This is a genomic window from Hyphococcus sp., assembly GCF_965267305.1.
Lineage (GTDB): Bacteria > Pseudomonadota > Alphaproteobacteria > Caulobacterales > Parvularculaceae > Hyphococcus.
The window spans coordinates 3,824,617-3,848,590 of the sequence record NZ_OZ253945.1 but is presented as its reverse complement, the minus strand read 5'-3'; the positions used below and the strand labels follow the sequence as shown (position 1 = coordinate 3,848,590).

At 59.8% G+C, this 23,974-nt stretch carries 19 protein-coding genes and 1 tRNA gene; 11 read left to right on the top strand and 9 right to left on the bottom strand.

Going from position 1 to position 23,974, the window contains the following annotated elements; translation table 11 throughout:
• The first annotated feature begins 42 nt into the window (after positions 1-42).
• The 3 genes from ACQY5P_RS18655 (at position 43) to ACQY5P_RS18645 (ending at position 3,960) form a co-directional block, all read left to right on the top strand.
• Positions 43-735, top strand: coding sequence for a hydrolase (locus ACQY5P_RS18655; RefSeq protein ID WP_428410690.1), 693 nt, complete (start codon positions 43-45; stop codon positions 733-735).
• A 104-nt stretch (positions 736-839) separates the two neighbouring features.
• Positions 840-2,105 (top strand): alginate export family protein, encoded by a 1,266-nt coding sequence (locus tag ACQY5P_RS18650; RefSeq protein ID WP_428408380.1) that lies wholly within the window; start codon positions 840-842, stop codon positions 2,103-2,105.
• 79 nt (positions 2,106-2,184) lie between these two features.
• Positions 2,185-3,960, top strand: a complete 1,776-nt coding sequence (locus ACQY5P_RS18645; RefSeq protein WP_428408379.1) for an amidohydrolase — start codon at positions 2,185-2,187, stop codon at positions 3,958-3,960.
• 33 nt (positions 3,961-3,993) lie between these two features.
• On the opposite strand, the gene ACQY5P_RS18640 is transcribed toward ACQY5P_RS18645, so the two are convergent.
• The 5 genes from ACQY5P_RS18640 to parC all read right to left on the bottom strand — a co-directional run bounded on the left by ACQY5P_RS18640 (position 3,994) and on the right by parC (position 11,289).
• Entirely contained in the window at positions 3,994-7,011 is a 3,018-nt protein-coding gene (locus tag ACQY5P_RS18640; protein ID WP_428408378.1) for a hypothetical protein, read from the bottom strand.
• Between the two features lie 182 nt (positions 7,012-7,193).
• Entirely contained in the window at positions 7,194-8,144 is a 951-nt protein-coding gene (glk, locus tag ACQY5P_RS18635) for a glucokinase (RefSeq protein ID WP_428408377.1), read from the bottom strand.
• A gap of 103 nt (positions 8,145-8,247) precedes the next feature.
• Complete coding sequence (locus tag ACQY5P_RS18630; RefSeq protein ID WP_428408376.1) at positions 8,248-8,583, bottom strand: PilZ domain-containing protein; 336 nt, start codon at positions 8,581-8,583, stop codon at positions 8,248-8,250.
• A gap of 88 nt (positions 8,584-8,671) precedes the next feature.
• The gene (locus ACQY5P_RS18625; RefSeq protein WP_428408375.1) at positions 8,672-8,845 is read right to left on the bottom strand and encodes a hypothetical protein; all 174 of its coding nucleotides are present in this window, start codon (positions 8,843-8,845) and stop codon (positions 8,672-8,674) included.
• A gap of 185 nt (positions 8,846-9,030) precedes the next feature.
• Entirely contained in the window at positions 9,031-11,289 is a 2,259-nt protein-coding gene (gene parC, locus ACQY5P_RS18620) for a DNA topoisomerase IV subunit A (RefSeq protein WP_428408374.1), read from the bottom strand.
• A 95-nt stretch (positions 11,290-11,384) separates the two neighbouring features.
• Between parC and ACQY5P_RS18615 the strand changes: the two genes are divergently transcribed.
• Both ACQY5P_RS18615 and ACQY5P_RS18610 read left to right on the top strand, forming a co-directional pair.
• Positions 11,385-12,071: a hypothetical protein gene (locus ACQY5P_RS18615; protein ID WP_428408373.1), complete on the top strand. Its 687-nt coding sequence runs from the start codon at positions 11,385-11,387 to the stop codon at positions 12,069-12,071.
• Positions 12,068-12,991, top strand: a complete 924-nt coding sequence (locus tag ACQY5P_RS18610; protein WP_428408372.1) for a hypothetical protein — start codon at positions 12,068-12,070, stop codon at positions 12,989-12,991. Before ACQY5P_RS18615 ends, ACQY5P_RS18610 begins: the two co-directional genes overlap by 4 nt.
• Positions 12,992-13,057: 66 nt before the next feature.
• Here ACQY5P_RS18610 and ACQY5P_RS18605 read toward each other — a convergent pair whose 3' ends face one another.
• Both ACQY5P_RS18605 and ACQY5P_RS18600 read right to left on the bottom strand, forming a co-directional pair.
• The gene (locus ACQY5P_RS18605) at positions 13,058-16,126 is read right to left on the bottom strand and encodes a TonB-dependent receptor plug domain-containing protein (RefSeq protein WP_428408371.1); all 3,069 of its coding nucleotides are present in this window, start codon (positions 16,124-16,126) and stop codon (positions 13,058-13,060) included.
• A gap of 62 nt (positions 16,127-16,188) precedes the next feature.
• Positions 16,189-17,868, bottom strand: coding sequence for an arylsulfatase (locus tag ACQY5P_RS18600; protein ID WP_428408370.1), 1,680 nt, complete (start codon positions 17,866-17,868; stop codon positions 16,189-16,191).
• Between the two features lie 361 nt (positions 17,869-18,229).
• On the opposite strand from ACQY5P_RS18600, the gene ACQY5P_RS18595 reads away from it, so the two are divergent.
• Positions 18,230-18,844, top strand: a complete 615-nt coding sequence (locus ACQY5P_RS18595) for a TetR/AcrR family transcriptional regulator (RefSeq protein ID WP_428408369.1) — start codon at positions 18,230-18,232, stop codon at positions 18,842-18,844.
• Between the two features lie 22 nt (positions 18,845-18,866).
• On the opposite strand, the gene ACQY5P_RS18590 is transcribed toward ACQY5P_RS18595, so the two are convergent.
• The gene (locus ACQY5P_RS18590; protein ID WP_428408368.1) at positions 18,867-19,793 is read right to left on the bottom strand and encodes a formylglycine-generating enzyme family protein; all 927 of its coding nucleotides are present in this window, start codon (positions 19,791-19,793) and stop codon (positions 18,867-18,869) included.
• Positions 19,794-19,962: 169 nt separating this feature from the next.
• A tRNA-Tyr gene (locus tag ACQY5P_RS18585) sits at positions 19,963-20,047 on the bottom strand.
• Between the two features lie 198 nt (positions 20,048-20,245).
• Between ACQY5P_RS18585 and rlmB the strand changes: the two genes are divergently transcribed.
• The 5 genes from rlmB (at position 20,246) to ACQY5P_RS18560 (ending at position 23,967) form a co-directional block, all read left to right on the top strand.
• A complete protein-coding gene (gene rlmB / locus ACQY5P_RS18580; protein WP_428408367.1) occupies positions 20,246-21,082 on the top strand; it encodes a 23S rRNA (guanosine(2251)-2'-O)-methyltransferase RlmB in 837 nt (278 codons plus the stop codon).
• Between the two features lie 66 nt (positions 21,083-21,148).
• Entirely contained in the window at positions 21,149-22,273 is a 1,125-nt protein-coding gene (locus tag ACQY5P_RS18575) for a site-2 protease family protein (RefSeq protein WP_428408366.1), read from the top strand.
• 38 nt (positions 22,274-22,311) lie between these two features.
• A complete protein-coding gene (locus ACQY5P_RS18570; RefSeq protein ID WP_428408365.1) occupies positions 22,312-22,935 on the top strand; it encodes a glutathione S-transferase family protein in 624 nt (207 codons plus the stop codon).
• Complete coding sequence (locus ACQY5P_RS18565; RefSeq protein ID WP_428408364.1) at positions 22,936-23,319, top strand: GFA family protein; 384 nt, start codon at positions 22,936-22,938, stop codon at positions 23,317-23,319.
• On the top strand, positions 23,320-23,967 hold the full coding sequence (locus ACQY5P_RS18560) for an HAD-IA family hydrolase (protein ID WP_428408363.1): 648 nt from the start codon (positions 23,320-23,322) through the stop codon (positions 23,965-23,967). It begins immediately after the preceding gene.
• Positions 23,968-23,974: the final 7 nt, after the last annotated feature.

Sequence of the window (23,974 nt, the reverse complement as noted above, 5' to 3'; positions counted from 1 at the left end):
CATCTGACAACAGCAAAACGCATCGGCCGCTTCGCCGCCGCCATGCTTGCAGCCATCACGCTCGGCGCGACAGCGCAGGCGCAAACCGCAAAGCCGGTTCCCGGCAAGGATCTATTGACGCCGGACAATCACGCGCTTCTTCTAATAGACCATCAGCCGCAAATGGCCTTCGCCACGGCGTCGCACGACATCGTCACCTTGCGCAACAACGTGACCGGTCTGGCCAAAGCGTCCAAAGCATTCAACGTCCCCACCATCCTTACAACGGTTGCAGAGAAGAGCTTCTCCGGTCCGCTGTTTCCCGAACTTCGCGCCGTCTACCCGGATGCGCCAGTCATCGACCGCACAACCATGAACGCCTGGGAAGACAAAAACATCACCGACGCCATCAACGCCTCGAAGAAAAAACGCGTGGTCATCGCCGCGCTGTGGACGGAAGTCTGCGGCATCGGGCCGGTGCTGTCTGCGATTGAGCAGGGTTATGACGTCTATTTCGTTACCGACGCCTCCGGCGGTGTTTCAACGGAAGCACACGACATGGCCGTTCAACGCATGATACAAGCCGGGGCCCATCCGATCACCTGGCTCCAGTACATGCTTGAGCTGCAACGCGACTGGGCTCGCGGCGAAACCTATGACATCGTGAACGCCATCGCCAAAGAACATGCTGGCGGCTACGGCCTTGGCATTATCTACGCCAAAGAAATGTTCGGCGCTCAGGAAGGCGCAAACTAAGCGCCCCTCCTCCGCCGGCTCAACTCCCCCATTTAGGGCCGGCGGAGGTTCTTCGAAGATGGCTTTCTTGCAGCAAAATCCACTCAACCGAAGGCGCGAAGAAAATGTCCGACCGCAACGCCATATCGAAGAAAGCCTTCGCTCTCGCGCTCGGACTCTCCGCCGCCCTCTCCTTCGCCGCCGCGCAAGAAACCCCGAATAACGGCCTTTTCACTTTCGACGCCAGTTTCCGCGAACGCGTCCAGCATATCTCCAATGTCGATTTCACATCAGACAATGCATCCATCTGGACCCAGCGCATCGCTCTCAAAGCCGGTTTTCAGCCCACGGATTTCTTTTGCGCGACGGTCAATGTCCTGAACGCCGTTCAGTCAGGCGACGACAAGAGCCCCGTCGATCACAACTCCCTCGACCTTCACGAAGCGTTTCTCGATCTCGGCCCGCAAAATGCGTTCCTGCGCGCCGGGCGTCAGGAACTGATCTTCGGATCCCAGCGTCTCATCGGCGTGCGCGACGGAACCAATGTGCGCCGCACCTGGAACGGCCTGCGCCTCGCCGCGGCGTCAGGCGAGTGGAGCGCGGATTTTTTCGCCGCGCGTCCCGTCGCGGTAGAGCCGACCGGCGTTTTCAACGACGACAGCGACAAGAACCGCCTTCTCGCCGGCGCCTATGCGACGGGTCCGGCGCCCGCAGGCAAGATCGACCTATATTACTTCTTCGCCGAAACCAACGACCGCGCAACCATCGAGGGCGTCGCCGACCAGCGCCGCCACAGCTTCGGCGCAAGGCTGTTCAACAATGACGGGGCGTGGTTCTGGAACTGGGAGGCGGTGCTGCAGACCGGCCAGCAGGGCGACAGCGACATTCGCGCCTGGACCGTCGCCGGGATCACCGGCCGCAGGTTCGGGGCGCTTCCCCTCGCGCCGGCCTTCACGCTTTCAACCAACATCGCTTCAGGCGACAAACGTCCGCATGATGGAAAGCTCGGCACGTTCGATGCGCTCTATCCGCGCGGCAATTACTTTTCCAATCTCGCGCTGCTCGGCCCTGCGAATTTCTTTAACGTCAATCCGAGCCTCGATCTTCATCCGAACCCGGAACTGACGCTCACGGCGGGCGTCAATTTCTACTGGCGGCTGGAACTCACCGACGGCGTCTATTCGCCTTCAGGCATGCTTTATCGCGCGCCGGGCGATTCGACTGCCCGCTACGTCAACACCGCGTTGTCCCTGGGCGCTGCTTATAAAGCGACGGAGCGGCTTTCTTTCGAGGCGGTCTACACCCATTCGGCGCCCGGCCGGTTCTTCAGGGAAACCGGCCCCGACGCCTCCATCGAATTCCTTGAACTCACCATGCAAGTCGATATTTGAACATACGGGAGAGAAAACCATGAGCCATATCGCCAGCGCATTATCACGCCGTAGTCTGCTCGTAATGAGCGGGGCAGGATTGAGCGCCGCACTTCTGCCGAAACGCGCTTTCGCCCAACTGTCGGGACCGGCGGATTTTATCCTCACCGACGCCAACATCATCACGCAGGGCCCGGCGCGTCCGCGCGCAGCGGCGCTCGCCGTCAAGAACGGGCTGATCCAAGCTGTCGGCGCCAACGCCGATGCGCTGGCGTTGAAGGGCGCTGACAGTCTTGTCATTTCCGCGAAGGGGCGCACGGTCATTCCGGGCCTTAACGACAGCCATCTTCACGTCACCCGCGGCGGACGCTTTTACGCGCTCGAGCTTCGCTGGGACGGCGTCGGCAGCCTCGCCCGCGGGCTCGATATGATCCGCAAACAAGCGGCGCTAACGCCCGAAGGCCAGTGGGTGCGCGTGATTGGCGGCTGGTCGCCTTATCAGTTTATAGAAAAACGCCTGCCAACGCCGACTGAACTGACGGAGGCCGCGCCCGACACGCCGGTCTATGTGCTGTTCCTCTACAGCCAGGGTTATCTCAACCGCAAAGCGGTCGAAATTCTCGGCATCAATCGCGATACGCCGACGCCGCCGGGCACGGGATATGAATTCACCGAAGACGGCGGCGCCATCATCCATGCAACGCCGAATCCCGACCTCCTTTACGCGACGGTCGGCGCCCTGCCGCCCATGAGCGCAGAGGATCAGGCGCTGTCGAGCAAGCACTTCTTCCGCGAATTGAACCGCTTCGGCCTGACGAGCGCAATTGACGCCGGCGGGGGCGGCCACAAATTCCCGAAAGACTATGCGGGGACCGAGGCGCTCGCCGCCTCGGGCGATCTCTCCTTGCGCATCTCCAACTATCTCTTCCCGCAGAACAAAGGACACGAACTCACCGAGTTTGAGGAATGGACCGCCAACTGGGAGGCCGGCGCCAATCACGCCGAGGGCCTGATGAACGGCTTCGTCGTCGAAGGCGGCGGCGAGTTTCTCGTCTGGTCGGCGGGCGATTACGAAAACTTCATGGCGGACAGACCGGACATCACCACGCGTGAAAACTGGCGGTCCGAACTGATGGCGGTGACGCGGCATTTGCTTAGCAAACAATGGCCGCTCCGTATCCACGCGACCTACGACCAGTCAGTGAACCACATTCTCGACGTTTTCGAAGAGGCGCACGCCCTCGAAGTCGCCGACGGCCGCAGCGGCTTCGCCGCGGTGCGCTGGGCGATCGACCATGGCGAGACGCTGCAGAAGCCGACGCTCCAGCGCATCAAGGCGCTGGGCGGCGGCGTCGCGGTGCAGGCGCGCATGGCCTATGCCGGCGAGTACTTCAAGGAGCGCTATGGCGAGGATGCGGCGCGCAATGCGCCGCCTTTGCGCGACATCATCGACGCGGGACTTCCGCTCGGCCTCGGCTCCGACGCAACGCGGGTCGCGAGCTACAATCCTTGGGCGACGCTTCACTGGGCGACGACGGGCCGCAGCGTCGGCGGCGAGAAACTGCACTCGAAACGCCACCAGCTTTCGCGCGAAGAGGCTCTCTTCCATCACACGGTCGGCTCGGCGTGGTTCAGCCATGAGGAGCTACTAAAAGGCCGCTTGAAGCCGGGCCAGTTCGCTGACTTTGCGGTTCTCAACGCGCCCTATCTCGATGTTTCCGACACCGACCTCAAAAACATCGAAAGCGACCTGACTATCATGAACGGCAAGCCCGTCTACGGCGCAGGCGAATTCGCCGGTCTTGCGCCGACGCTCGATCCAATCAAGCCCGACTGGTCGCCAGTGCGCCGCTTTGGAGGCTTTCAGGCTGCTTAATCGAACCCCCTAAAAGCCGCCGGACACCCCCGCTTAATTTGCAAGCCCTCCGTAAAAGGTCTGGAAGTATTTGATGTCTCCTGCGGAGAGTTTCGTCGCGTAGCTCGGCCAGCCATTATTGCCTTCGCTGCCGAGCGACGCGCAGCGGGAGTCGCTCCCGCCGGCAAGAAGATAATCCTCGAGCGTGTAGAGCATCACCGAACGCTGATCGATGCCCTGGGAATGGAAAATCGCTGCATCTTCCGGCATGTCTTCCGTATAATTCTCCCAGTCGAGCGCATAAAGCGTCTTCCACTCCTGCCAGTAATTGGGCGGACCGCTGAAGGCGAGAACCGCGCCCGGAGACCGGCCGAGATGGTCGGGCACAAACTCACCATAGCTGTTGAGGGTCGCCTCATACCCTTGGTCCATCGCCAGCTTCAGGTCTGCCTGGCAATCATTATGATAGTGCTCATGAGCAAGCCCAAGCGCATGTCCGAATTCATGCAGGATGGTCGAATGGGCGTAGCTGTTGCGCCATGATCCGGATCCGGCGGCGCCGTAATAGCGCGTGAGCTCCCACAGGAAACCGGCGTAATTCATCGTGGGCTCATGCGCTTTGATGCCTGAGGCGACCGTGCCGAGATAGGACCAGTAGCCGCTTTCGCGGAAGCTGATGCGGATGTCGGCGGCCCTTTGCACATCATTGCGCGACCACATGCGCCACTGATTGTCTTCGGTGCGGAAGCTGAATTGGAAGATATCGCTGTGCTGCGCCCATTCGTTCGCGGCCGCCTCAATGAGTTCGAAAAGCGCGGGATTTCCTTCCTCAAACGCCACGGTCACGATCACCGGCCCTTCTTCCGGATCATCGGTGAGCGTCGCCTCAGGCGACCAGGCGACGTCGGGTAGACCGATAAAGGCGCCTGCCGCTGCGGCGATCAGGTTCGGAGCATCGGCTTCCGGCGCATTTTCCAGTTTCGCGCTTTCTGCTAAATTCAAACCCGCCCGCTGGACGAGCGGAATCCCTTTGGAGGAACTGACCATATTGGTTTTCAGGCCCGCCGCTCTCGCCGCGGCCTGCGTTTTCACAAGAAAATCGTCCGGCACATCGTCCAGCCTGCCCATCATCATCAGGGCGTCTTCCCCTTCGTCATTGCCGCGGTCTTTTTCTACACTGACGTCAACCTCGTCGCCAGGCAGCCAGAAAAGATCGGGCGTCGCACAGGCGGGGCTTGCGTCGCGGTGTTGTTTCGCGGCGTCGGCGTCCAGCGCGTTGATGCTGATGGAGACCGGCTCCGACTTGTCGTCATGGAGATCGATCTGCACCCGGGCGTATTTATTGCCGTCCGCTTCATCAGACTTTTCCGTGCCGACCAGGAACGACGCGATCTGAAAAACCTCGCCATCAGGTTTGGTGTTGACGAGACCGCAACCCGAACGCGTGTATTTTTTTTCCTCCACCATGCCCACGAAGAAAGTTTTTACAAGCTCATCCGGCGCATAAGCCTTGTTGTGGGCGTAAACGCCGCTGACGCGCTCTTCGTCAGTGACTTCGAACTTGCCGACGCCGATGAAATTGTCCTGCACCGTGCGGACCGCGGTGGCGACACGGTCCTTCGCGGCTCGCGGGCGGCGCGGGTCGTAAACAAGCTGATAGTAGCTTGCCTGCATGCGCTCCACGACAGTTTCGATTTCGCCGCGCACCAGGGTCTGGTCGAGACTCGGCGGCGAAAAGCTGAGCCCGACGCTGTCCAGCGCTTCAAGACGCGTCAGAGACGGACAAAGGCCGTTGACCTTTTCTCTGATTTCCTTGCGGTGATAAGCAGCTTCAGAGGTTTCGATCGCCGACCACATGCCCGCCGCTATATCATAATACTGAAGACCGAAAGACGTGCCCAACGAACCTTCCAGCAACTTACAACCCATCACGAAGTTGTCCGGATCCTTGAGAAGTTCGAAAATCGCCTGGTTCTGGCTTTTCAGATAGCTGTCAATTGTCGGATACGCGTCACTGCCGATTTTCGCGTAATTTTTGTTTCTGAGAATTTTCGAATAATCAGCCTTGTCGAAATTTGGCTTTCCGTCTTCAAGGCGCGCCCTGACGAAGACTGAATTTTCATAATGGGGATAGATGATCACGGCGCCCGATGGGCGCTTTTTCTGCTCTTTAATCACATAGATCAGGGCGGCGTCCTGCCCATCCTCGGGCAGCAGATACAGATCGCCTGTGATGGCGCTGATATCCAGCTCTTTGAGACCTTCGGAGAATTTCGCTTCGATATCGCCCATGGTCGACTTGAAGTAATCGGACGTCATTGTGGAGAGCGCGGCAGTAGGCGAGGCCTGAAATCCCGCAGCAATAGCCGCGCCATTGGCGATCGTTGAAAATACCTGAAACTTCGGATTGTCGTAATATTTCAGTTTGAATGAGTAGGAGACTTTTTGATGAACGCTGAGGGGAAGATTGGATCCTAGAGCGCCATTATCGAATAATTGTCCCTTGCGTACCGTTCCCTTCTTGTCGCTGAATTCGTAAGCGTAAAGCGGACTGATGCCGATTGTGCCTGTTGGCGCCCCGCCGGTGATTTTCATTTCCAGGGACGCCGTCGTTTCGTCCCTCCAAAGCATGCGTTTCACCAGTTTTTTGAGCACGCCGAAGACCGTATGCCCGAGTTTGAGGTCGATATTGTCGTCGAGCATACCGGACTGAAACCGGATTTGCGCATATGAGACCTGTTCTTCAACGGTATCCATATGCGAGTCTGCAAGTCCGAAGAGTTCGCGGGCGCAGGGCAAATGCGTGTTCTTGAGGCGATACAGCGTGCCTGCCCAGGCATCGGTCTTGTAACCGTCTACAGCGATGAGAAGATTGTCGAGCTTTTCTTCCGGCGTCGCGCCCGCGCACTCATAGGCGGCCACAGGAGCAGCCAACGCCTCTGCCGGCGCATCCTGCGCAGCGGCGGGACCTGCTGTAAGGATGGCGAACGCGAAAACCGCCGGCGCGGCGATCTGCGTCTTGTCACGCGAACTGAAAAACCGAAATTTCGGGTGAATCGATTGATGGCGCATGTCTTGCCCCTCCCCTTGCCCCGGCGAAAAGTTAACCTCAAAAGTATCGGACCGACAACAATTTCTGCATGGCCGCTCCGAATTAATCAGTATGCCATTGATTTTGCAGCCAAAGCTTCAGGCGGCGTCATGCGCATCAGTAAAAAGGCCGGATTTTCAGTTGCTTGTATCCGCCGTGCAATTCAGTCCACAGCCATAATTGCGGCGCCTGCGAGGGCGGCGCCGTCGGTCACGATCATCCGCACAGGGATGTCCTTGAGATAATCGCGCATGCGGCCTTTGTCGTGAAAACAGTCCACGAATGCGCTTTTCATGAAGAACTCACGGATTTTCGGCAGCACGCCGCCGCCGAGAACGACGCCGTCCCGCGCGCCTGTCGCCAGCGCCGCATCGCCGGCGGCGCGGCCGAGAAGCGCGCAGAAAAGCCCGAGGGTTTTTTGCGCCGCCGCATCGCCTTCAATCGCCGCCCTGGCGATTTCATCGGCCTCAACAGGTGCAAAGCGTGCGCCGCTGATGGCGCACAAGGCCCGGTGCAAAGTGACGATGCCAGGGCCGGACAGAATGCGCTCCACCGACACACGGTCATGTTCGTTGAGGATGAATTTCATCACCGCGATCTCTTCATCGCTTTGCGGCGCAAAACTCACATGCCCGCCTTCGGTGGAGACGACGCGTCTTTGCGCGCCGAAGGGCACGATCAGCGCCTGGCCCAACCCGGTTCCCGGCCCGATCACCAGGACCGGGGCTTGCGGGTCCCCGCGCCCCGGTTTGACGCTGAAAAAATCTTCTTGCCTCAAAACCGGCACGCCCGTGGCCAGCGCCTCGAAATCGTTGACGACGCGAAGGCGCTTCAGGGCCAGCCCCTTTTTCATCTCCGCAATGTTAAGCACCCAGCGCGAGTTGGTGAACTCGATGTTGTCATCGGTCACGGGACCGGCGACGGCGAAGCAGGCGGACGCCGGCGCCGCGCCGATAGAATGGAGATAGGCGCCGGCGGCGTCGCGAATCGTGTCGAAATCTTTGGCTCGGAATCTTTTCGTCTCGCGCAGGAGGACGGCGCCGTTTTCCATCTCAGCGAGTGCAAAGCGGGCGTTCGTGCCGCCGATATCCGCTACGAGAACCGGTTCCGCCATGCCATGCTTCCGCTTGCCGCCGCCCGGATGTCGGGCCTCTCGAAAGCATAGCATGGTTCGGCGACGGTTCGACCGGCGCGCCCTCATTCTATTCGCCCTCATCCTATTCGAAGGCGAGGCCCGCTTGGTTCTCCTCCTGCCAGACAAGCCGCACCGGCGCAGGCGCCGAATAACCGTCGATCACCAGCCGGAAGCGCTCAGGCAAAGCAATCGCGCCTTCAAGCACGATCATCGCCCCGTCGGCGCTGATGTTCTTGACGATGCACTTTATATCAGGCTCGAAAATTGTGAGAACGAGGCCGAATTTGAAAACATGCCGCCGTGCGGATGTTCGTGTGACAGGCTCCCGCGGCGGCAGGTTTCTGACGCTCTCCGGCGGGGCCGTCTTAATGGATTGAAGGCGACGCAAAACAGCGCCGTCAGGTTTACTCTTTAACATGCCCGGCGGCATAGGCGGAACATCAACGCAGCGCCTTAACCGAAGTTAAATGGAGACTTATGAGCGGCAATCGTACCGCTCTCGAAAATCAGTCTGTCGAGTCTTTCAGCTTTTCGGCAGCCGAGTCTGCAATAGCTGTAATCGCATCGCCAGCTTTGCCAAGGATGCTGTCTTCGCCATGATGAGCGACTGCGGCCTCTCCCAGGGCAAGTCCTGCGGTGGCGAGTATCAACGCAGCAGCCATTACCTTATTCCCAACCATTTGAGTTCTCCTTTAAAGCCAGCGGAATGAGACGCCGCTGGGCATCGCGCGATGTATCCCGCGCGATCAAAAGATTTGCCGCATTGCAACACTTGCCAAGGGGTCAAAACGTCCGCTCGAAAAATAACACGGAACCGCCTTGACCACGCAATAATCGTTCCTGTGGGAACTATTTTCTCACTCGCCTACGCGCCGAACTTGTTAGAAGTGGGGAAGCCCTTCGGTTTGATTTTACCCGCCTGGGCGCGCTTACCCAGATAGGACTTCCAATCGTCCACGGTCTGGGTTCGTCCCGACCGGTCGGTCCAGGTGAGACCTTCCTTCTTCGTGAACAGCTTCGCGTCGGAAAGGCCGCCATTCTGGTATTTCTGCAGAACAACGCCCTTGCCGCGGGTCATCTCAGGCAGCTCGGACGCCTCGAAAACAAGAAACTTCTTATTGTCGCCGACGACGGCCAGCATATCGCCCTCAGCCGGACGGCAGACCGCGGCTTCCGCGTCGGCGGCGACGTTCAGCACCTGCTTGCCCTTGCGGGTGTTGGAGAGGCATTCGTCTTCCGGCGCGATGAAGCCGTGGCCTGAAGACGAGGCGAGGAGAAATTTCCGCCCGCCCTGATAGAGGAAGGCCGAGACCACCGCGTCGTCATTGCCCATATCGACCATGAGGCGGATCGGCTCGCCATGGCCGCGCCCTCCGGGAAGGTTCGCCACATCAAGCGCGTAAAACTTTCCGTTGGTGGCGAAGAGCATCAACTTATCGGTCGTCTGCGCGTGAACGACCCAGTGCTCGCGGTCGCCCTCTTTATATTTGATCGACTTCGCGTCTTCCACATGGCCTTTCATGGTGCGCACCCAGCCTTTTTCAGAAAGGACGATGGTGACGGGCTCTTTTTCCACCAGAATGTCGAGATCGATGTCGCCGATCTCCGGAGCATCAGTAATCTCGGTGCGGCGGCGGCCGAGATCCGATTTCGGATCGAAGAGTTTTTTCACCTCTTTGAGCTGATCGGCGATTTTCTCCCACTGCTTCTCATCGGATTTGAGGAGAGCTTTCAGCTCTTTTTCTTCCTTCTTGAGATCGGAGTGTTCGGTCTTGATCTCCATTTCCTCAAGCTTGCGCAGGGAGCGCAGGCGCATATTGAGGATGGCCTCGGTCTGCGTTTCCGTCAGCTTGAAGGTCTTCATCAGTTCCGCTTTGGGATCGTCTTCATAGCGGATGATGCGGATCACCTCGTCGAGATTGAGAAAGGCGATCAGGAAGCCGTCGAGAATCTCGAGGCGCCGCGCAATTTTGTCGAGGCGGAATTTCGTTCCCCGGACCAGCACTTCCTTGCGGTGGTCGAGATAGGACTGAAGGACGTCGCGCAGCCCCATGACCCGCGGCGCGCCATCGGCGCCGAGGACGTTCATGTTCAGCGAAAAGCGCGATTCGAGATCAGTGATCTTGAACAGCGATTCCATCAGCGCCGCCGGTTCGATATTCCCGGATTTCGGCTCGAGGATAAGGCGGATGTCCTCCGCGCTTTCGTCACGAATGTCGGCAAGCGCAGGCAGTTTCTTCGCCTGCATCAGCTCGGCGATCTTTTCGATCAGCTTCGACTTCTGGACCTGATAGGGAATTTCGGTGACGACGATCTGGTATTTGCCGCGGCCGAGATCTTCCTGCGCCCAGCGCGCCCTGACGCGGAAGCCGCCCCGCCCCGTGGCGTAGGCTTCCTCCATGGAGGCCGCATCCTCGATGCAGACGCCGCCGGTCGGAAAATCAGGGCCTTTCACATATTTCAACAGCGTTTCGGTGCGCGCATTCGGCGTCTTGATCAGATGCAGGGACGCGTCGATGAGCTCAGCCACATTATGCGGAGGGATCGACGTCGCCATGCCGACTGCAATGCCGCTCGCGCCGTTCGCCAGCAAATTCGGAAACGCCGCCGGCAATACGACGGGTTCTTTGCCCTCACCGTCATAGGTCTCACGGAAATCGACCGTGTCCTCGTCGATGCCGTCAAGGAGAAGCTGCGCCGCTTCTGTGAGGCGGCTTTCCGTGTAGCGCATGGCCGCGGCGTTATCGCCGTCGATATTGCCGAAATTCCCCTGCCCGTCGATCAGCGGCACGCGCACGGAAAAGTCCTGCACCAGACGCACCATGGCGTCGTAAATCGCTTGGTCGCCATGGGGGTGGAAGTTGCCCATCACCTCGCCCACGACCTTCGCCGACTTCTTGAAGCTTCCCGTCGGGTTCAGCTTCATCTGGCGCATGGCGTAGAGAATGCGCCGGTGAACGGGCTTTAATCCGTCGCGCACATCGGGGAGAGCCCGCGCCGTGATCGTCGAGAGCGCATAGGCGAGATAGCGCTGGGACAGCGCCTCGTCGAACGGCTCGAGGAAAATTTCCTCGGGCTTCGGTTCCTTGGGAGGTTTGGCGGACTTGGTTTTACTGCGTTTCATAAAAAGCAGTCTCTAGCAGAGTCTGCCCGCTTCGCCAGTCCTTGGGCTCTCACAGGCGCATGCCCTCTCTCGGCGTTTTCCCCAACCCTGCAATCATGTATGTCGTCCTTATGCTCGCCGACCTTCTCGCTATGCCCCTGACGATGATGAGCCTCGCCCTCGGGGCCATCGGTTTTTCCACAGAGGCGTTCGCGGCGGCGGCGGCCTCCGGCCGGGCGCAGACCGCGGCGCTCCTCATCGCCTTTCTGGCCGGAGTCTCCGAAATGCTTGGCCAGTCGGTGATCCTCGTCGTCAATCGCGTGGCGCTTTACCGGTTTCTCGCGAGCCTCGCTTTCACCGGCTTCACCTATGTGCTGACGGCGCTCGCCTGGGCCCTGTCCGCCATCGCCGTGGCGCCGCTGACGCGGCTCGGCGTTCTGGGGCCCAATGAAATCGCAGGCGTTTTCGGCGTCGTGTCCCTCGCCTTCGCACCGCGGCTCTTCGGCGTCTTTTCCATCGCGCCTTATTTCGGGCAGGCGCTTGGCAATTTGCTGGAAGCCTTTGCGCTCGCCCTCGCGGTTTTCGGATTGCATGCGGGGTTCGGCTTGCCGCTTCACGCCGCAGCTTTTTGCGGCGGGGCGGGCTGGGTGCTCTCCTATATCGTCAGAAGCTATCTCGGCCATCTGCTGGCGACGCCGCTCAAACGCGTGCGCTTTCTCGTTTCCGGATCGGCGCTCGACAAATCGCCGCAACAGATCATCGACGATCTGGCGCGCCGCCTGAAGCTCGAAGAGAACGCATGATCCCGGACGTGCTCTTCGCCGCTTTCGGTATCGGCATCCTGGCCCTCCTACTAACGGCGGCCCTGTCGCCGCTTGAAACGTTAAGCTGGTGGGCGGGCTGGACGGAAGAGGAACTGGGCGAAATCCCATCTCCGCCTCTGCAGCCTGGCGGCGACCCGAAACGCTATATTGTCTATCTTTCCGGCGTTGCGTCGTTATCGGGCGAATTTCTTCTGCCGCGAGAGAAGTCTTTCATCCGCAGGCTGCATCAGAAATTTCCCGACGCGGTCATCGTGACGGATGTCTTCCCTTATTCGCCGCAGGGCATGCCCCTTCTTGAAAGTCCGCGTCTCTTCGACCGGCTATGGCGGCGCGCGCAGATGTTGAAATTGCACGAGCGTCAGTCGCTTTTGCATGCGCTCATTAATTTGCGGAACATTTTTCAGGTCATGGTCTCTGCTGATCACCGCTACGGGCCTATTTTTAATCAGGGCGCGGCGAGCGTTATTGAAAAAGCCCTTCTCAAGGACGGCTACATCCGCGGTTCCGGCTCGCCGGTCATCATCATCGGCTATTCCGGCGGCGCGCAGGTCGCGGTCGGCGCCGCGGCCTTTTTAAAAGAGCGTCTGCGCGCGCCCATCGACGTGATCTCCCTCGGCGGGGTGCTCGCTTCCGATCCGGGCATTAATTATTTGCGCAAGCTTCATCATATCACCGGCGGCCACGACAAAATCGAGCGCGTGGGCGCGGTCATGTTTCCAGACCGCTGGAAACTCATGGGATATTCTGACTGGAACGCCGGCAAGCGCGACGGCCGCATCGAGATTCATCGCTTGGCCAATATGCGCCATGCGGGCGTAAACGGTTACTTCGGCCGCGTGCCGGTCAACGGCGTCTCCAACGCCGAACGCACGCTGGAAAAAATTGCGGCGCTGATCTGACTTATAAAAAAGGGCCGCAAGCCCGGTTTCCCGGATACTCGCAGCCCTCCTTCAAGTCCGGGAGGACTAGAAGTTCACCCGCGCCCCGACCACGAAGCGCCGGCCAAGCACATCATGCAGGGACGGGTTCGCTTGCTGCGTGTAGCCGAAGAACGCGCTGTAATAGGGCGTGATCGGCGGGTCCTGATCGAGCACATTGGTCATCGTGCCATAGAGCTCGAACCCCGCGCCGTCGCTCAGCTCATGACGATAGGTGACGCCGAGATCGAGATAGAAGGCGCTGTCCACATGATTGCTGCCGATATTGACGCCTTCTTCGAGACTGTTCTCGATCGCGCCGCCGCCGATATAGCGTCCTTGCAGGAAGGTGCGCACCGGCCCGTTTTCATAAGTGAGATTGGTCGTGAATTTGAACTCGGGCAGCGCATAGGCGATGCCGTCGGACTGCTGAATGCCCACTTGGCCGGCGCGGTCGATCTTGTTCGTTCCGGCGAGCGTTTCAGAGTTCTCGTCGAGCCAGGAGCCGAAGAACCGCCAGCCGAGGGACTCATCGCCGCCGAAGAGACTGACGTCGCGCTGATATGACGTTTCAAGGTCGATGCCGCTGATCTTCGCCTGATCCACATTGATGAAAACATCGCCGATGAGAACGATGCGGTCGGTCACCGTGTCGCGGCTGACGAGATCGCAAAGGTCGACGGCGCCTTCCTCGCAACGATCGGCGACGGCCTGTACGCCAAGCTGGCCGATGGCGTCGTCGATCTTGACCTGATACCAGTCCATGGAGATCGAGAAACCGTCGATAAAGGACGGCTGGTAAACAAAACCCACCGTAATCGTATCGGCTTTTTCAGGGGATACTTCCGGGTTGCCGCCGGAGAAGCGCGTCACATTGATGACGCCGTCGCCGGGATAACGCGGATCGGTGATCGTCGCCGACCCGCCGGTCTTGTCGAAACGCTCCGACAGATTGGCGGCGCGCACGTCGCGCGAATAAGTGCCGCGCAAACGGAAATCCTCCGTCATCTGCCAGTCGAGGCCGCCTTTCCACGCCCAGATGCTCCCCGAACCCGAATAGTCGGCCCAGCGGGCGGCGGCGTGAAGCGTCAACTGCTCCATCATCGGCGCATCCGCGACCAGAGGCACGAGCAATTCCGTGAACGCCTCGGTGACCGTGATCTTGCCGTTGATGTTCGAGACTTTCGAATATTGAAGGCCCACCGTATTGCCGCAGTCGGGCGCACTGACCCCGCGCAAGCCAGCAGCGATGGCTTCCGGGTCGTCATTGCAAAGCACCGGATGACCATTGTCATGATCGGACGGCGGGTTGGTTGGATCCCGCACGATCTGGCGGATTTTTTCCTCGCGATGCGAGCCGCCGAACGCCATGGAGATCGGCCCGGCGCCCCAGCCTTCGTAGACTTCGCCGCTTGCGGACAGCTCGAACAGATGCTGGCGCATATTGGTGATGTTCACCTTGGCTTCCTGCGTCATGTAGGTGTCCGTAACGCCGAGATCGTAGCCGGTGTCGGCGAAATAGATCGGCGTGGTGATGGTCTCGCCAGGCTCATAGCCGACGACCCAGTCGACCGCCGCTTGCGAAGCATTGCCGCTGCCGAAGAGATTGAGCGGCTGGCAGCCCTCGAAATAGTCATTGAAGAGGCTCGTACGGCAAACGATGTTGCCCGAGCCGTCATCCACTGCATCGACGGCGGCGTGGATGCGGTCGACGCGGAGGCCCACCTGATACCATTTCCGCGTATTGCGGCCATATTGGTAATAGCCGTCCACGGACCAGCCGTTCATGAAGCCGCCGCTATCGACCATCCAGTTAAAGCCGCCGGTGATCGAATGCAGCACGCTGTCGTCGTAAATCCGCATGTCAGCGCCGATATCTTCAAGGCTGCCCATGCGTTTCAAGGTGAACGAGTCGATCATCTCATCCACCATGATCTGCCGCACATCGTCGGGCAGGAAGGCGTTGTCGGCGAAGATGGTGATCGCTGTCGGCGTGCCGTGCAGCGAGCCGCGCGGGTAGTTCGGCTGATTGGTCTTGATCTGACCGCGGATATACTGGGTGAAAACGGTGAAATTATTCGCCAGTTCGTAATCCGCATAGGCGAAGATGTTGTTACGGTCGACATCCGGATAGAGCGACGGCGCCTCAGCACCGAGATCGTCGCCGCTGCCGCCATTCGCTATGGAATGGCGCGCCGGCGGAATGCCGAAGGGAAATTGCGAGGGCGAGCCCGTCACGAAAGGTTGAACGCCCGATCCGTCGGAAAGAAACTCCATCTGGTCGAGCGAGGTGCCCGGCGCGACGATAAGACCGTCGAAGCTCGAATTGCGAGACACGACATTCGGATAGAGCTGCGGCACGCCGCCGGCGTCATTGATGAGGCCCCATCCCTGATACCAGTCGCGGTCCTCATAGCTGAAGACGCCGTCTTGCTCGAAAATTTCGCCGGACACAAGAAAATGTCCACGGTCGCCGAGTTCGGTGCCAAAAGCGAGCGAGACTTCATAATTGTCGCCGTCGCCCCGTGTCGTCTGGCCCCACTGGCCGTGCGCCTGCACGCCCGTAAAGTCCGTATCCAGAATGAAGTTCGTGACGCCGGCGACAGCATCCGTGCCGTAGGCCGCCGAGGCGCCGCCCGTCACCGTCTCCACCCTCGACAGCATGGCTTCGGGAAACGCGTTGATGTCGACGCCGCCAAACGCGGTCTGCGAAATCATTCGCCTGCCGTTCAAGAGCGTCAGCGTGCGGTTGATGCCGAGCCCACGCATATTGAGGTTGCCGTAGCCGCCGCGAAGGAACCACGTCTCCGAGATGGAGTTCGGCGTCTGATTGCCGAAGAACTGCGGCAATTGGCTCACGCCCTCGATCAGATTGCCCGGCGCCATGGTGGTCAGCAGGTCCGCATCCACCGCCGTCACCGGCACCGGCGTCTGCATGCCCGTTTGCGCGATGCGCGTGCCCGTCACGGTAATGACGTCGGAGTTTCGGTTGTCCTCATCTTGCGCCAGCGCGGGTAAGGCGCCGACGCTCAGCATCGCCCCAGCCGCCACGCAGGTTGATAGTCTTCCTTTAAATCCACCCGCCTTTTTGGCGGTCGTTTTGCCCTTGCTCGTCATTTCACACCTCCCAAGTGTTCCGTTGTTTCGCCGCCGTTTTCCGGCGAACCCATTCCCTTCGATTACGGGCGCAGCCCGTTTTCTTTGTGATACGTCTCCCACAGAGAAATCATCGCCTTGAGGCGTTCAGGATCTTCGGCGCTCAGATTGTTCTGCTCCTGCGGATCGGCCGCGAGGTCGTAGAGCTCCCAGGATGCGTCATCGCCCTTGTCCGCATCCCAGACGAGCTTCCAATCGCCCTGCCGGATGGCGCGGTGCCCATAAAGCTCCCAGCCGACGAAACTATCTCTGCCGTGTACGGATTTTTTTGGGTCCTCGAGCGTTTCAACAAAGGATTGCCCCTTGACGGGAAGGACTGAGCGGCCGCGATAGACGCCGCCCGGATGCTCCGCGCCGGCGAGGTCGAGAAAGGTCGGCAAGATGTCCATGACCGTGACGAACTGATCGTTGCGCGCGCCTTCAGCGCCGACGCCCGGCCCGGCGGCGAAAGCAGGCACATGAATGCCCCCCTCAAACCCCGTGCCCTTGGCGCGATAAAACGCGACCGAACTCGCGCGCGCCCAATTCGGCCCGTACATAATGTAGGAATCGGGCTTGCCGAGATTTTCGTAGGAATTGTCGCAGCATGTCGCGACCCAGTCGGCGATCGCCTTGTTTTCGATATCGCGCCGCATGGCTTCGGGTCCGTTGTCGGACATGAAGAAAATGAAAGTGTTGTCGTATTCGCCAATCGCTTTCAGATAGTCGATGAGCCTGCCGATATAGGCGTCGAGATCGCTGACCATCGCTGCGTAGATCTCAAATTTACGGGCTTCGACGCGCTTCTCTTCATCCGTAAGCTCTTCCCAGGCGGGCTGGCCTTCGACGGGCGGCAGTTCTTCAGCGTCGGAAGCAATGAATCCGAGTTCTTTCATCCGGGCGAAGCGGCGCTTGTAGAGCGCCTCATACCCGTCGTCATACCAGCCCCTGAATTTATCGATGGAGGCTTGCGGCGCCTGCAAAGGCCAGTGCGGGGCGGTGTAAGCGAGATAGGCGAAAAACGGCTTGTTGCCGCGGCGGTCTTCCTCGATGTAGTCGATCATCCGCTCGGTGTAGAAACGCGTCGTGTAGAAATCATCGCCGACGGTGACCAGTTCGTCGCCGTCGCGATAAGGGGCGAGGCCCGGCCCGTCCCAGGACAAGCCGCCGAGATGCGCTGCGCCGTCGATCGAAATGAATGACTTTTCAAAGCCCCGCGCACGCGGACCGGTCTCAACGGTTTCACCAAGATGCCATTTGCCGGTCATGTAAGTGTTGTAGCCGGCGTCTTTCAGAAGGTTGGCCATGCTGGCGACGCGGAAATTCAGATACGCTTCGTAGCCGGGCTGTCCTTTCTGCGCCGGGTTGTCCGGCGGGTTCATCACGCCCAGTCCAGCAAGATGACTGTCCGTTCCCGACATCAGCATGGCGCGCGTCGGCGAACAGGTCATATTCGCGTAGAAATTGGTGAGCAGCATGCCGCTCTTTGCGAGCGCGTCGATATTCGGCGTCGGGATCTCGCTGCCGAAAACGCCAAGATCGGCGTAGCCGAGATCATCAGCGACAATGAGAAGAATATTCGGGCGTTTCTGCGCCGCCGGTTTCGCGGCTTGCGTCGAGACGGGCGCGTATGAAACCGTCGCCTGGTCGCTCGCCTTCTGACAACTCAATGTCGGAATGGCGAAGGCAAGCCCCATGGCGCAGCTGATAAATATTCCGCGCAACTCTTTCCTCCCGCCGTTAGCGCGCCGCCTTGATGGCTGTTGTGGTGAACTTTGCGCCGCCGACTAAATTTCGCCGCCCTCAACGCGGCCGCATGCAGCGGTTGCGCGGGAGAACGCCTTCAACTCAATTTCTGGAGGGTCACTCGCTTGAACCAATGGACATATTGGATGCGGCTTGAGAGTCGAGCCGCCGCCGCGGCGCCACTCTCAAGCCTCCCCTTTGCACGCCCGTCGAATTGCCGCAAAAATCGCCTGTTAGGTACGAAAGTGGGCGAAATGCACTTATCAACTGGGTTGCCCCTCACATGAATATGAACTCATATTCACATAATAAAGTCAAGGAGTGGTGAGGAAACCGCCCATGTCGGAAAATGCCGAGCGTCTCCCCCAGCAGAACCGCAGCCGCGTGACCGCGGAAAGATTCATCGCGGCTGCGTTTAAAATGCTGGAAAAACAAACCTTTGCCGAACTGGCGGTGGGAGATCTGGCGAATGCGGCCAAGCGGTCGGTCGGGTCTTTTTACCAGCGCTTCGGCAGCAAGGAAGAGTTTCTCAAAATCCTCATCGTCAATTTTCTCGAGACCGGCATCGGCGACGAGGCCGCCAAAGCCTGGCAGGCTGACACGCCTAAAGAGGTCTATGCGAAGTTCCTTGAGGACACCTATTACCGCATCCTCAATCATCGCAATCTCTGGCACGCGGTGCTCGAAATGTCAGCGAGCGATCCGGGTTTCTGGTCCGATTTCGGCAGCTATCGCGAACGGCGCCTGCAGGATCTGATGACTGCTATTGAAAAAGCGAAAGGAAAGAAACTGTCGCAAGCAGAGATGCGGCGTCTCGCCGTCGCGGGTCAGGTCTTCAACAGCGTCATGAACAATCAGATCATCAACAGCCCCGGCCCGCTCGCGCTGGACGATAAAGAGTTCCTGCCGGCCATGGCGGAAATTGCGCTTAACGTCGCGGATCTCTCCGACTGAGACCGCTTACTTCAGACGGCTGCTATTCCTCATCTGAAACGTCATAGGCCACTCGAAAGCCGATATGATTGGCGCCGAGTCCCGTATCCTGCGCATGGCGGGCTGCGGGGCGGTATCGCACGCAGTAATTTTCCGCACACAGATAACTTCCGCCTTTAATCACCCGGACTGGAATTTCGGGACTGCGCGGATCGTAGCTGTCTGCAGCTGAAGGACCCGATGGATCATTGGTTTCGTCTGTGCGATGACGCGGCGCATACCAGGTCGCGGTCCATTCCCACACATTGCCGATCATGTCGTAAAGACCGAAGGCGTTCGGTTCGAAACAGCCTGTCGGGGCAACGCCTTCAAAACCGTCTTCTTTGGTGTTTTGCACGGGAAATATTCCCTGCCATGTATTGGCTTCCGCCGGCGGACCGGCAAGCGAACGTTCATACCCGGCCCCTCCCTGCGCCGCATATTCCCATTCTGCTTCGGTGGGCAGGCGCCCGCCGGCCCATTGCGCAAAGGCGAGCGCGTCTTCAAAGGCAATCTGCGTGACTGGCTCGAACGGCGCGGCGGATGGCTGATCCGGACCGCGGGGATGGCGCCAATTGGCGCCGGGCTCGTATTTCCACCAGCTCAGCGCGCTCAAGGAAATATCCGGAGACGGCTGAAACACCGCGCCGCCCGGTTCCAAAACGGAAGCGTCGGTGAGAGGAACTCCTTCCATGGTTGCAGGATCCACAGGCTTTTCAGCGACTGTCACATAACCGGTCGCATCAACGAAAGCTGCGAACCGGGCCACTGTCACTTCTGTCGGATCGAGCCGGAAAGATGAAACGGAAACGCGGTGCGCCGGCCCCTCCTCCGGATAGGCGTCGTCGGCGCCCATGATGAAATCGCCGCCTTGAATGAAAACCGGGTCGCCAGGCTTTGCACAGGCGCCGCCGCCGGCTTCAGCATCCATCGTGCGCGCGCCGCAAGCGGCGACAAGAAACAAAGGCGCGAGCAAGGAAAATTTATGTATCAATAACCGTCCCGGCATTCCGATCCATAAACCCCATCATCCGCACAAGGTCCCAGCATCAGACGTAAGGGTCAAGCGCGAGCAAGCAAGCCGCCGGAAGATGCGAAAATGGTGGAGGGGGCTGGATTCGAACCAGCGTACGCAAGGCGGCCAGATTTACAGTCTGGTGGATTTAACCACTCTCCCACCCCTCCACGAGGCGCCGGAAACGGACCCGGAGAGGACCGGATTTCGGCGAAGACAGCGTCAGAAAACCGGCGAAAACCGGAACCTGCGCCATCGGGAGAACGGGGTCTATAGCGGCGCTGCGCCGCCTTCGCAACCGCTCCTGCGCGTGACTGGGAGAAATTCCTGTTTCCCCTTCAATAAGAACCGGCTAGGCCCTCATCATCATGGATAAGCGCCGCCCCAAACCACAAAAACCCGCCGCCCCGGAAAAGGGCGCCTCTGGGAAAGGACGGCCGAAGCTGGGCCGGCCGCGCCATGGGGCGCAGAAGACCCCGGAAGGCGCCGTCTGGCTTTATGGCCGGCATGCGGTCGCCGCAGCGCTCGCCAATCCGAACCGCAAAGTGAAGCGCGTCCTCGCCACCAAAAACTCGGCGGACTGGCTGGCCCAAACCGGGATCGACGAGAAAACGCTTTCCCGGCTCGAAGACATGAAGCCTGACGCCATCGACAGGCTGCTTCACGAAGGCGCAGTGCATCAGGGGCTTGCGGCGCTTGCGGAAGAGCTGCCGCGCGCGCGGCTCAAGGAGGTGTGCGCGCCGGCCGAAACGGGCGCACCCGTGCTCGTCCTCGACCAGATCACGGATCCGCAGAATATCGGCGCCCTCTTCCGCTCCGCCGCCGCCTTCGGCGCGAAAGCGGTGATCGTTCAGGAGCGGCGGACGCCGCCGCTCGCCGGCGCGCTCGCCAAGGCAGCCGCCGGCGCCATCGAGATCGTCCCTTGCGTACAGGCCGTGAATATCGCCCGCGCGCTCGAAGCATTGAAAGATCTCGGCTATCACTGCGCGGGTCTTGCCGGCGAAGCGGACGCCTATATCACGGAGTTTCCGGCGACGCCGCTGGCCCTCGTGATGGGCGCAGAAGGCGCCGGGCTGCGCCAGCTTGTGGCCGCGACTTGCGACAAGCTCTACCGCATTCCCATCGCGCCGGGCGTTGAAAGCCTCAACGTCTCCAACGCCGCGGCGATATCGCTTTACGAGGCGCGCCGCGCCCGAAACGGCTGACCCGGCTGGCCGCTCCGGACGCGGGCAGCTATCGTCGCCGCGGGAAAAGCAAAAGGAGAAAGAACGATGTTCGGCCGTTCGCTCAAACTTTTTCGCATTCTCGGCTTCGATGTGCGCGTCGACATAAGCTGGACGTTCCTTGCGCTTCTCATCGCAACTTCCCTTGCCCTTGGGTTTTTCCCCAATCTCTATGAAGGCTGGCCAGCCTCAACCTATTGGTGGCTCGCGATCGCCGGCGTCATCGGCGTCTTCTTTTCCATCGTCATTCACGAGTTATCGCATTCGCTGATCGCGCGGGTATTCGGCGCCGGCATGACCGGCATCACCCTCTTCATGTTCGGCGGGGTCGCCGAGATGGAGCATGAACCCGAAACCGCCAAAGCCGAATTCTTCACCGCCATCGCCGGCCCGGCGATCAGCATCGTCCTCGGCGTGCTCTTTCTATGGCTCGCCTCGCTTGGCGGCGCGGAGCCGACGCCGATCATCGCGCTCGCCGACTATCTCGGCCGTCTCAATTTCATTCTTGCCATTTTTAATCTTATCCCGGCCTTTCCCATGGATGGCGGGCGCGTCTTGCGGTCGATCCTTTGGGCCGTGAAAGGCGATCTGCGGTGGGCGACGCGCTGGGCGTCGGGCCTCGGCGGCCTTTTCGGCTTCGCGCTGATGTTTGCAGGGCTTCTGGCTGCGCTTTCCGGCAATTTTGTCGCGGGACTGTGGTGGGTGCTGATTGGCATGTTCATCCGCGGCGCGGCGCAAGGCTCCTATCAACAGATGGAGGTGCGCCGTCTGATGGGCGGCGTTACTGTGCGCGACCTCATGCATGCCGATGCGGACATCGTTTCGCCCTCCATGACAATCGGTGAACTTGTAGACCGGCATGTCTATCAGCGTCAGCAAACGGCGTTTCCCGTCGCCGAGAACGGCGCCCTTATCGGCGTTGTGGACACCACTCATGTAAAAGCCGCGCCGCGCGCCGACTGGGACCGGCTGACCGTGCGCGACGTCATGTCGAAACCCGAAGATGCGCCGGTGACCGACCCTTCTGAAGATGCCATCATCGCCCTGCGCGCGCTCCATGACGGAAGCGCCGATACGCTGATCGTTGTTGAAAACGGCCGTATTCTCGGCACGCTGTCTAAGGCCGATGTAATGAAACTGTTAAGCCTGAAAATGGACCTTGAAGCGGCGTAGCGCCGCGCTAAGCTCGCGCCGTTATAAAGGAGAGAGACATGGCGAAACCGGTTTTCTATTACTGCCCGCGCACCCGCGCCGACACGGTGATGTGGATGAATGAGGAGCTTGGCGGCGTCTGCGACGTCAAAGTCGTCAATCTCAAATCGGGCGAACACAAGCAGCCGGAATTCCTGAAGATCAACCCCATGGGCAAAGTGCCGGCGCTTGTACATGACGGCGTGAACGTGACCGAAAGCGCCGCAATCTGCGCCTATCTCGCTGACGCGTTTTTCGATAAGGGCTTCGCGCCGCCGCTGAACGATCCGAAACGCGGCGCGTATTTTCGCTGGATGTTTTACGCGCCCTCCTGCATCGAACCGATGATGCTCGACAAGCTTGGCGGCGTGAAACGCGAAAACCCCATGGCCGCCGGTTACGGCACGGAAGCGGACGTTCTGAAGTCCATCGATGTCGCGCTTTCCGCCGGCCCTTACATTCTTGGGGACAAGGTAAGCGCCGCCGATATTGTGATGGGATCGCTCTTGAATTTCGCAACCATGTTCGGCGCCATCGAAAAGAAGGGCAAAATCGCAGACTATATCGATCGCATGACGGCGCGCCCAGCCTGCGTAAAGATGCAGGAGATCAGCGCCAAATACGCATCCGAGCTCGGTCTTTAGATGAAGGCGGAAAACCATCACGCCTCCTGCCAGTGCGGCGACGCGTGCGCCGAAATGACCGGCGCGCCGAAATTCGTCGCCAACTGTCATTGCGCGGCCTGCCGCAAGGCGACGGGAGGGGCCGTTTCCACCTGGGTCGGCTTCAACGACGATCAAGTCCGATGGGTCACGGAAAAGCCCTCCTATTACGCGAGCTCCAACGGCGTCAAACGCGGGTTCTGCGCCAAATGCGGCACCCCCCTCACCTATGCCGGCGAAAAATGGGCCGGCGAGACGCACTTCCTCATCGGCGTGATGCAAAATCCGGAAAACTATGCGCCGCAGAGCGAAGTTTTCGCCGATGAAGCGCTCCCTTGGGCGCAGCATATCGAGAGCAAGTCCTGAATGGCTTTCGAGGCCGTCATTTTCGATTTCGGCGGCGTGTTCACAACGTCGCCTGTGCAGAATTTCGCCGAGTTCGAGCGCAAGCACGGGCTGCCTGAAAAATTCATCGGCGACGTCATCAAAACCAACATCCATGACAACGCCTGGGCGCGGTTCGAGCGGGCGCAAATGTCGCTTGAGGACTTCGACGAGGCCTTCGCCGAGGAAACGAAGACAGCCGGCTTTGAAATTCGAGGCGCGACGCTCATCGATCTTCTGAAGCTGCATTTCAATCATGAGATGATCGCCGCTCTCGCCCGTGTGAAAGCGGCGGGTTACAAAACCGGCTGCATCACCAACAACCTGCCGAAGATCGATTCCAAAGGCATGCTGGCGCCGGGCGAAAGCCGCGACGTGGTGGAGCAGATTCACGCCAATTTCGATCATATTATTGAATCGTCCAAAGCGGGCGTCCGAAAGCCGGAGCCGCGCATATACGAAATGATGTGCGAGGCCCTTTGCGTTGAACCGGAGGTCTGCATTTTTCTCGATGATCTCGGCGTCAATCTGAAGCCCGCCCGCGCCATGGGCATGACGACGATCAAAGTTCCCATCGGCGATGTGGGGCCGGCGGTTGAGGAGCTCGACCGCCTGCTCTTCCCCACCTGAGCGCTGC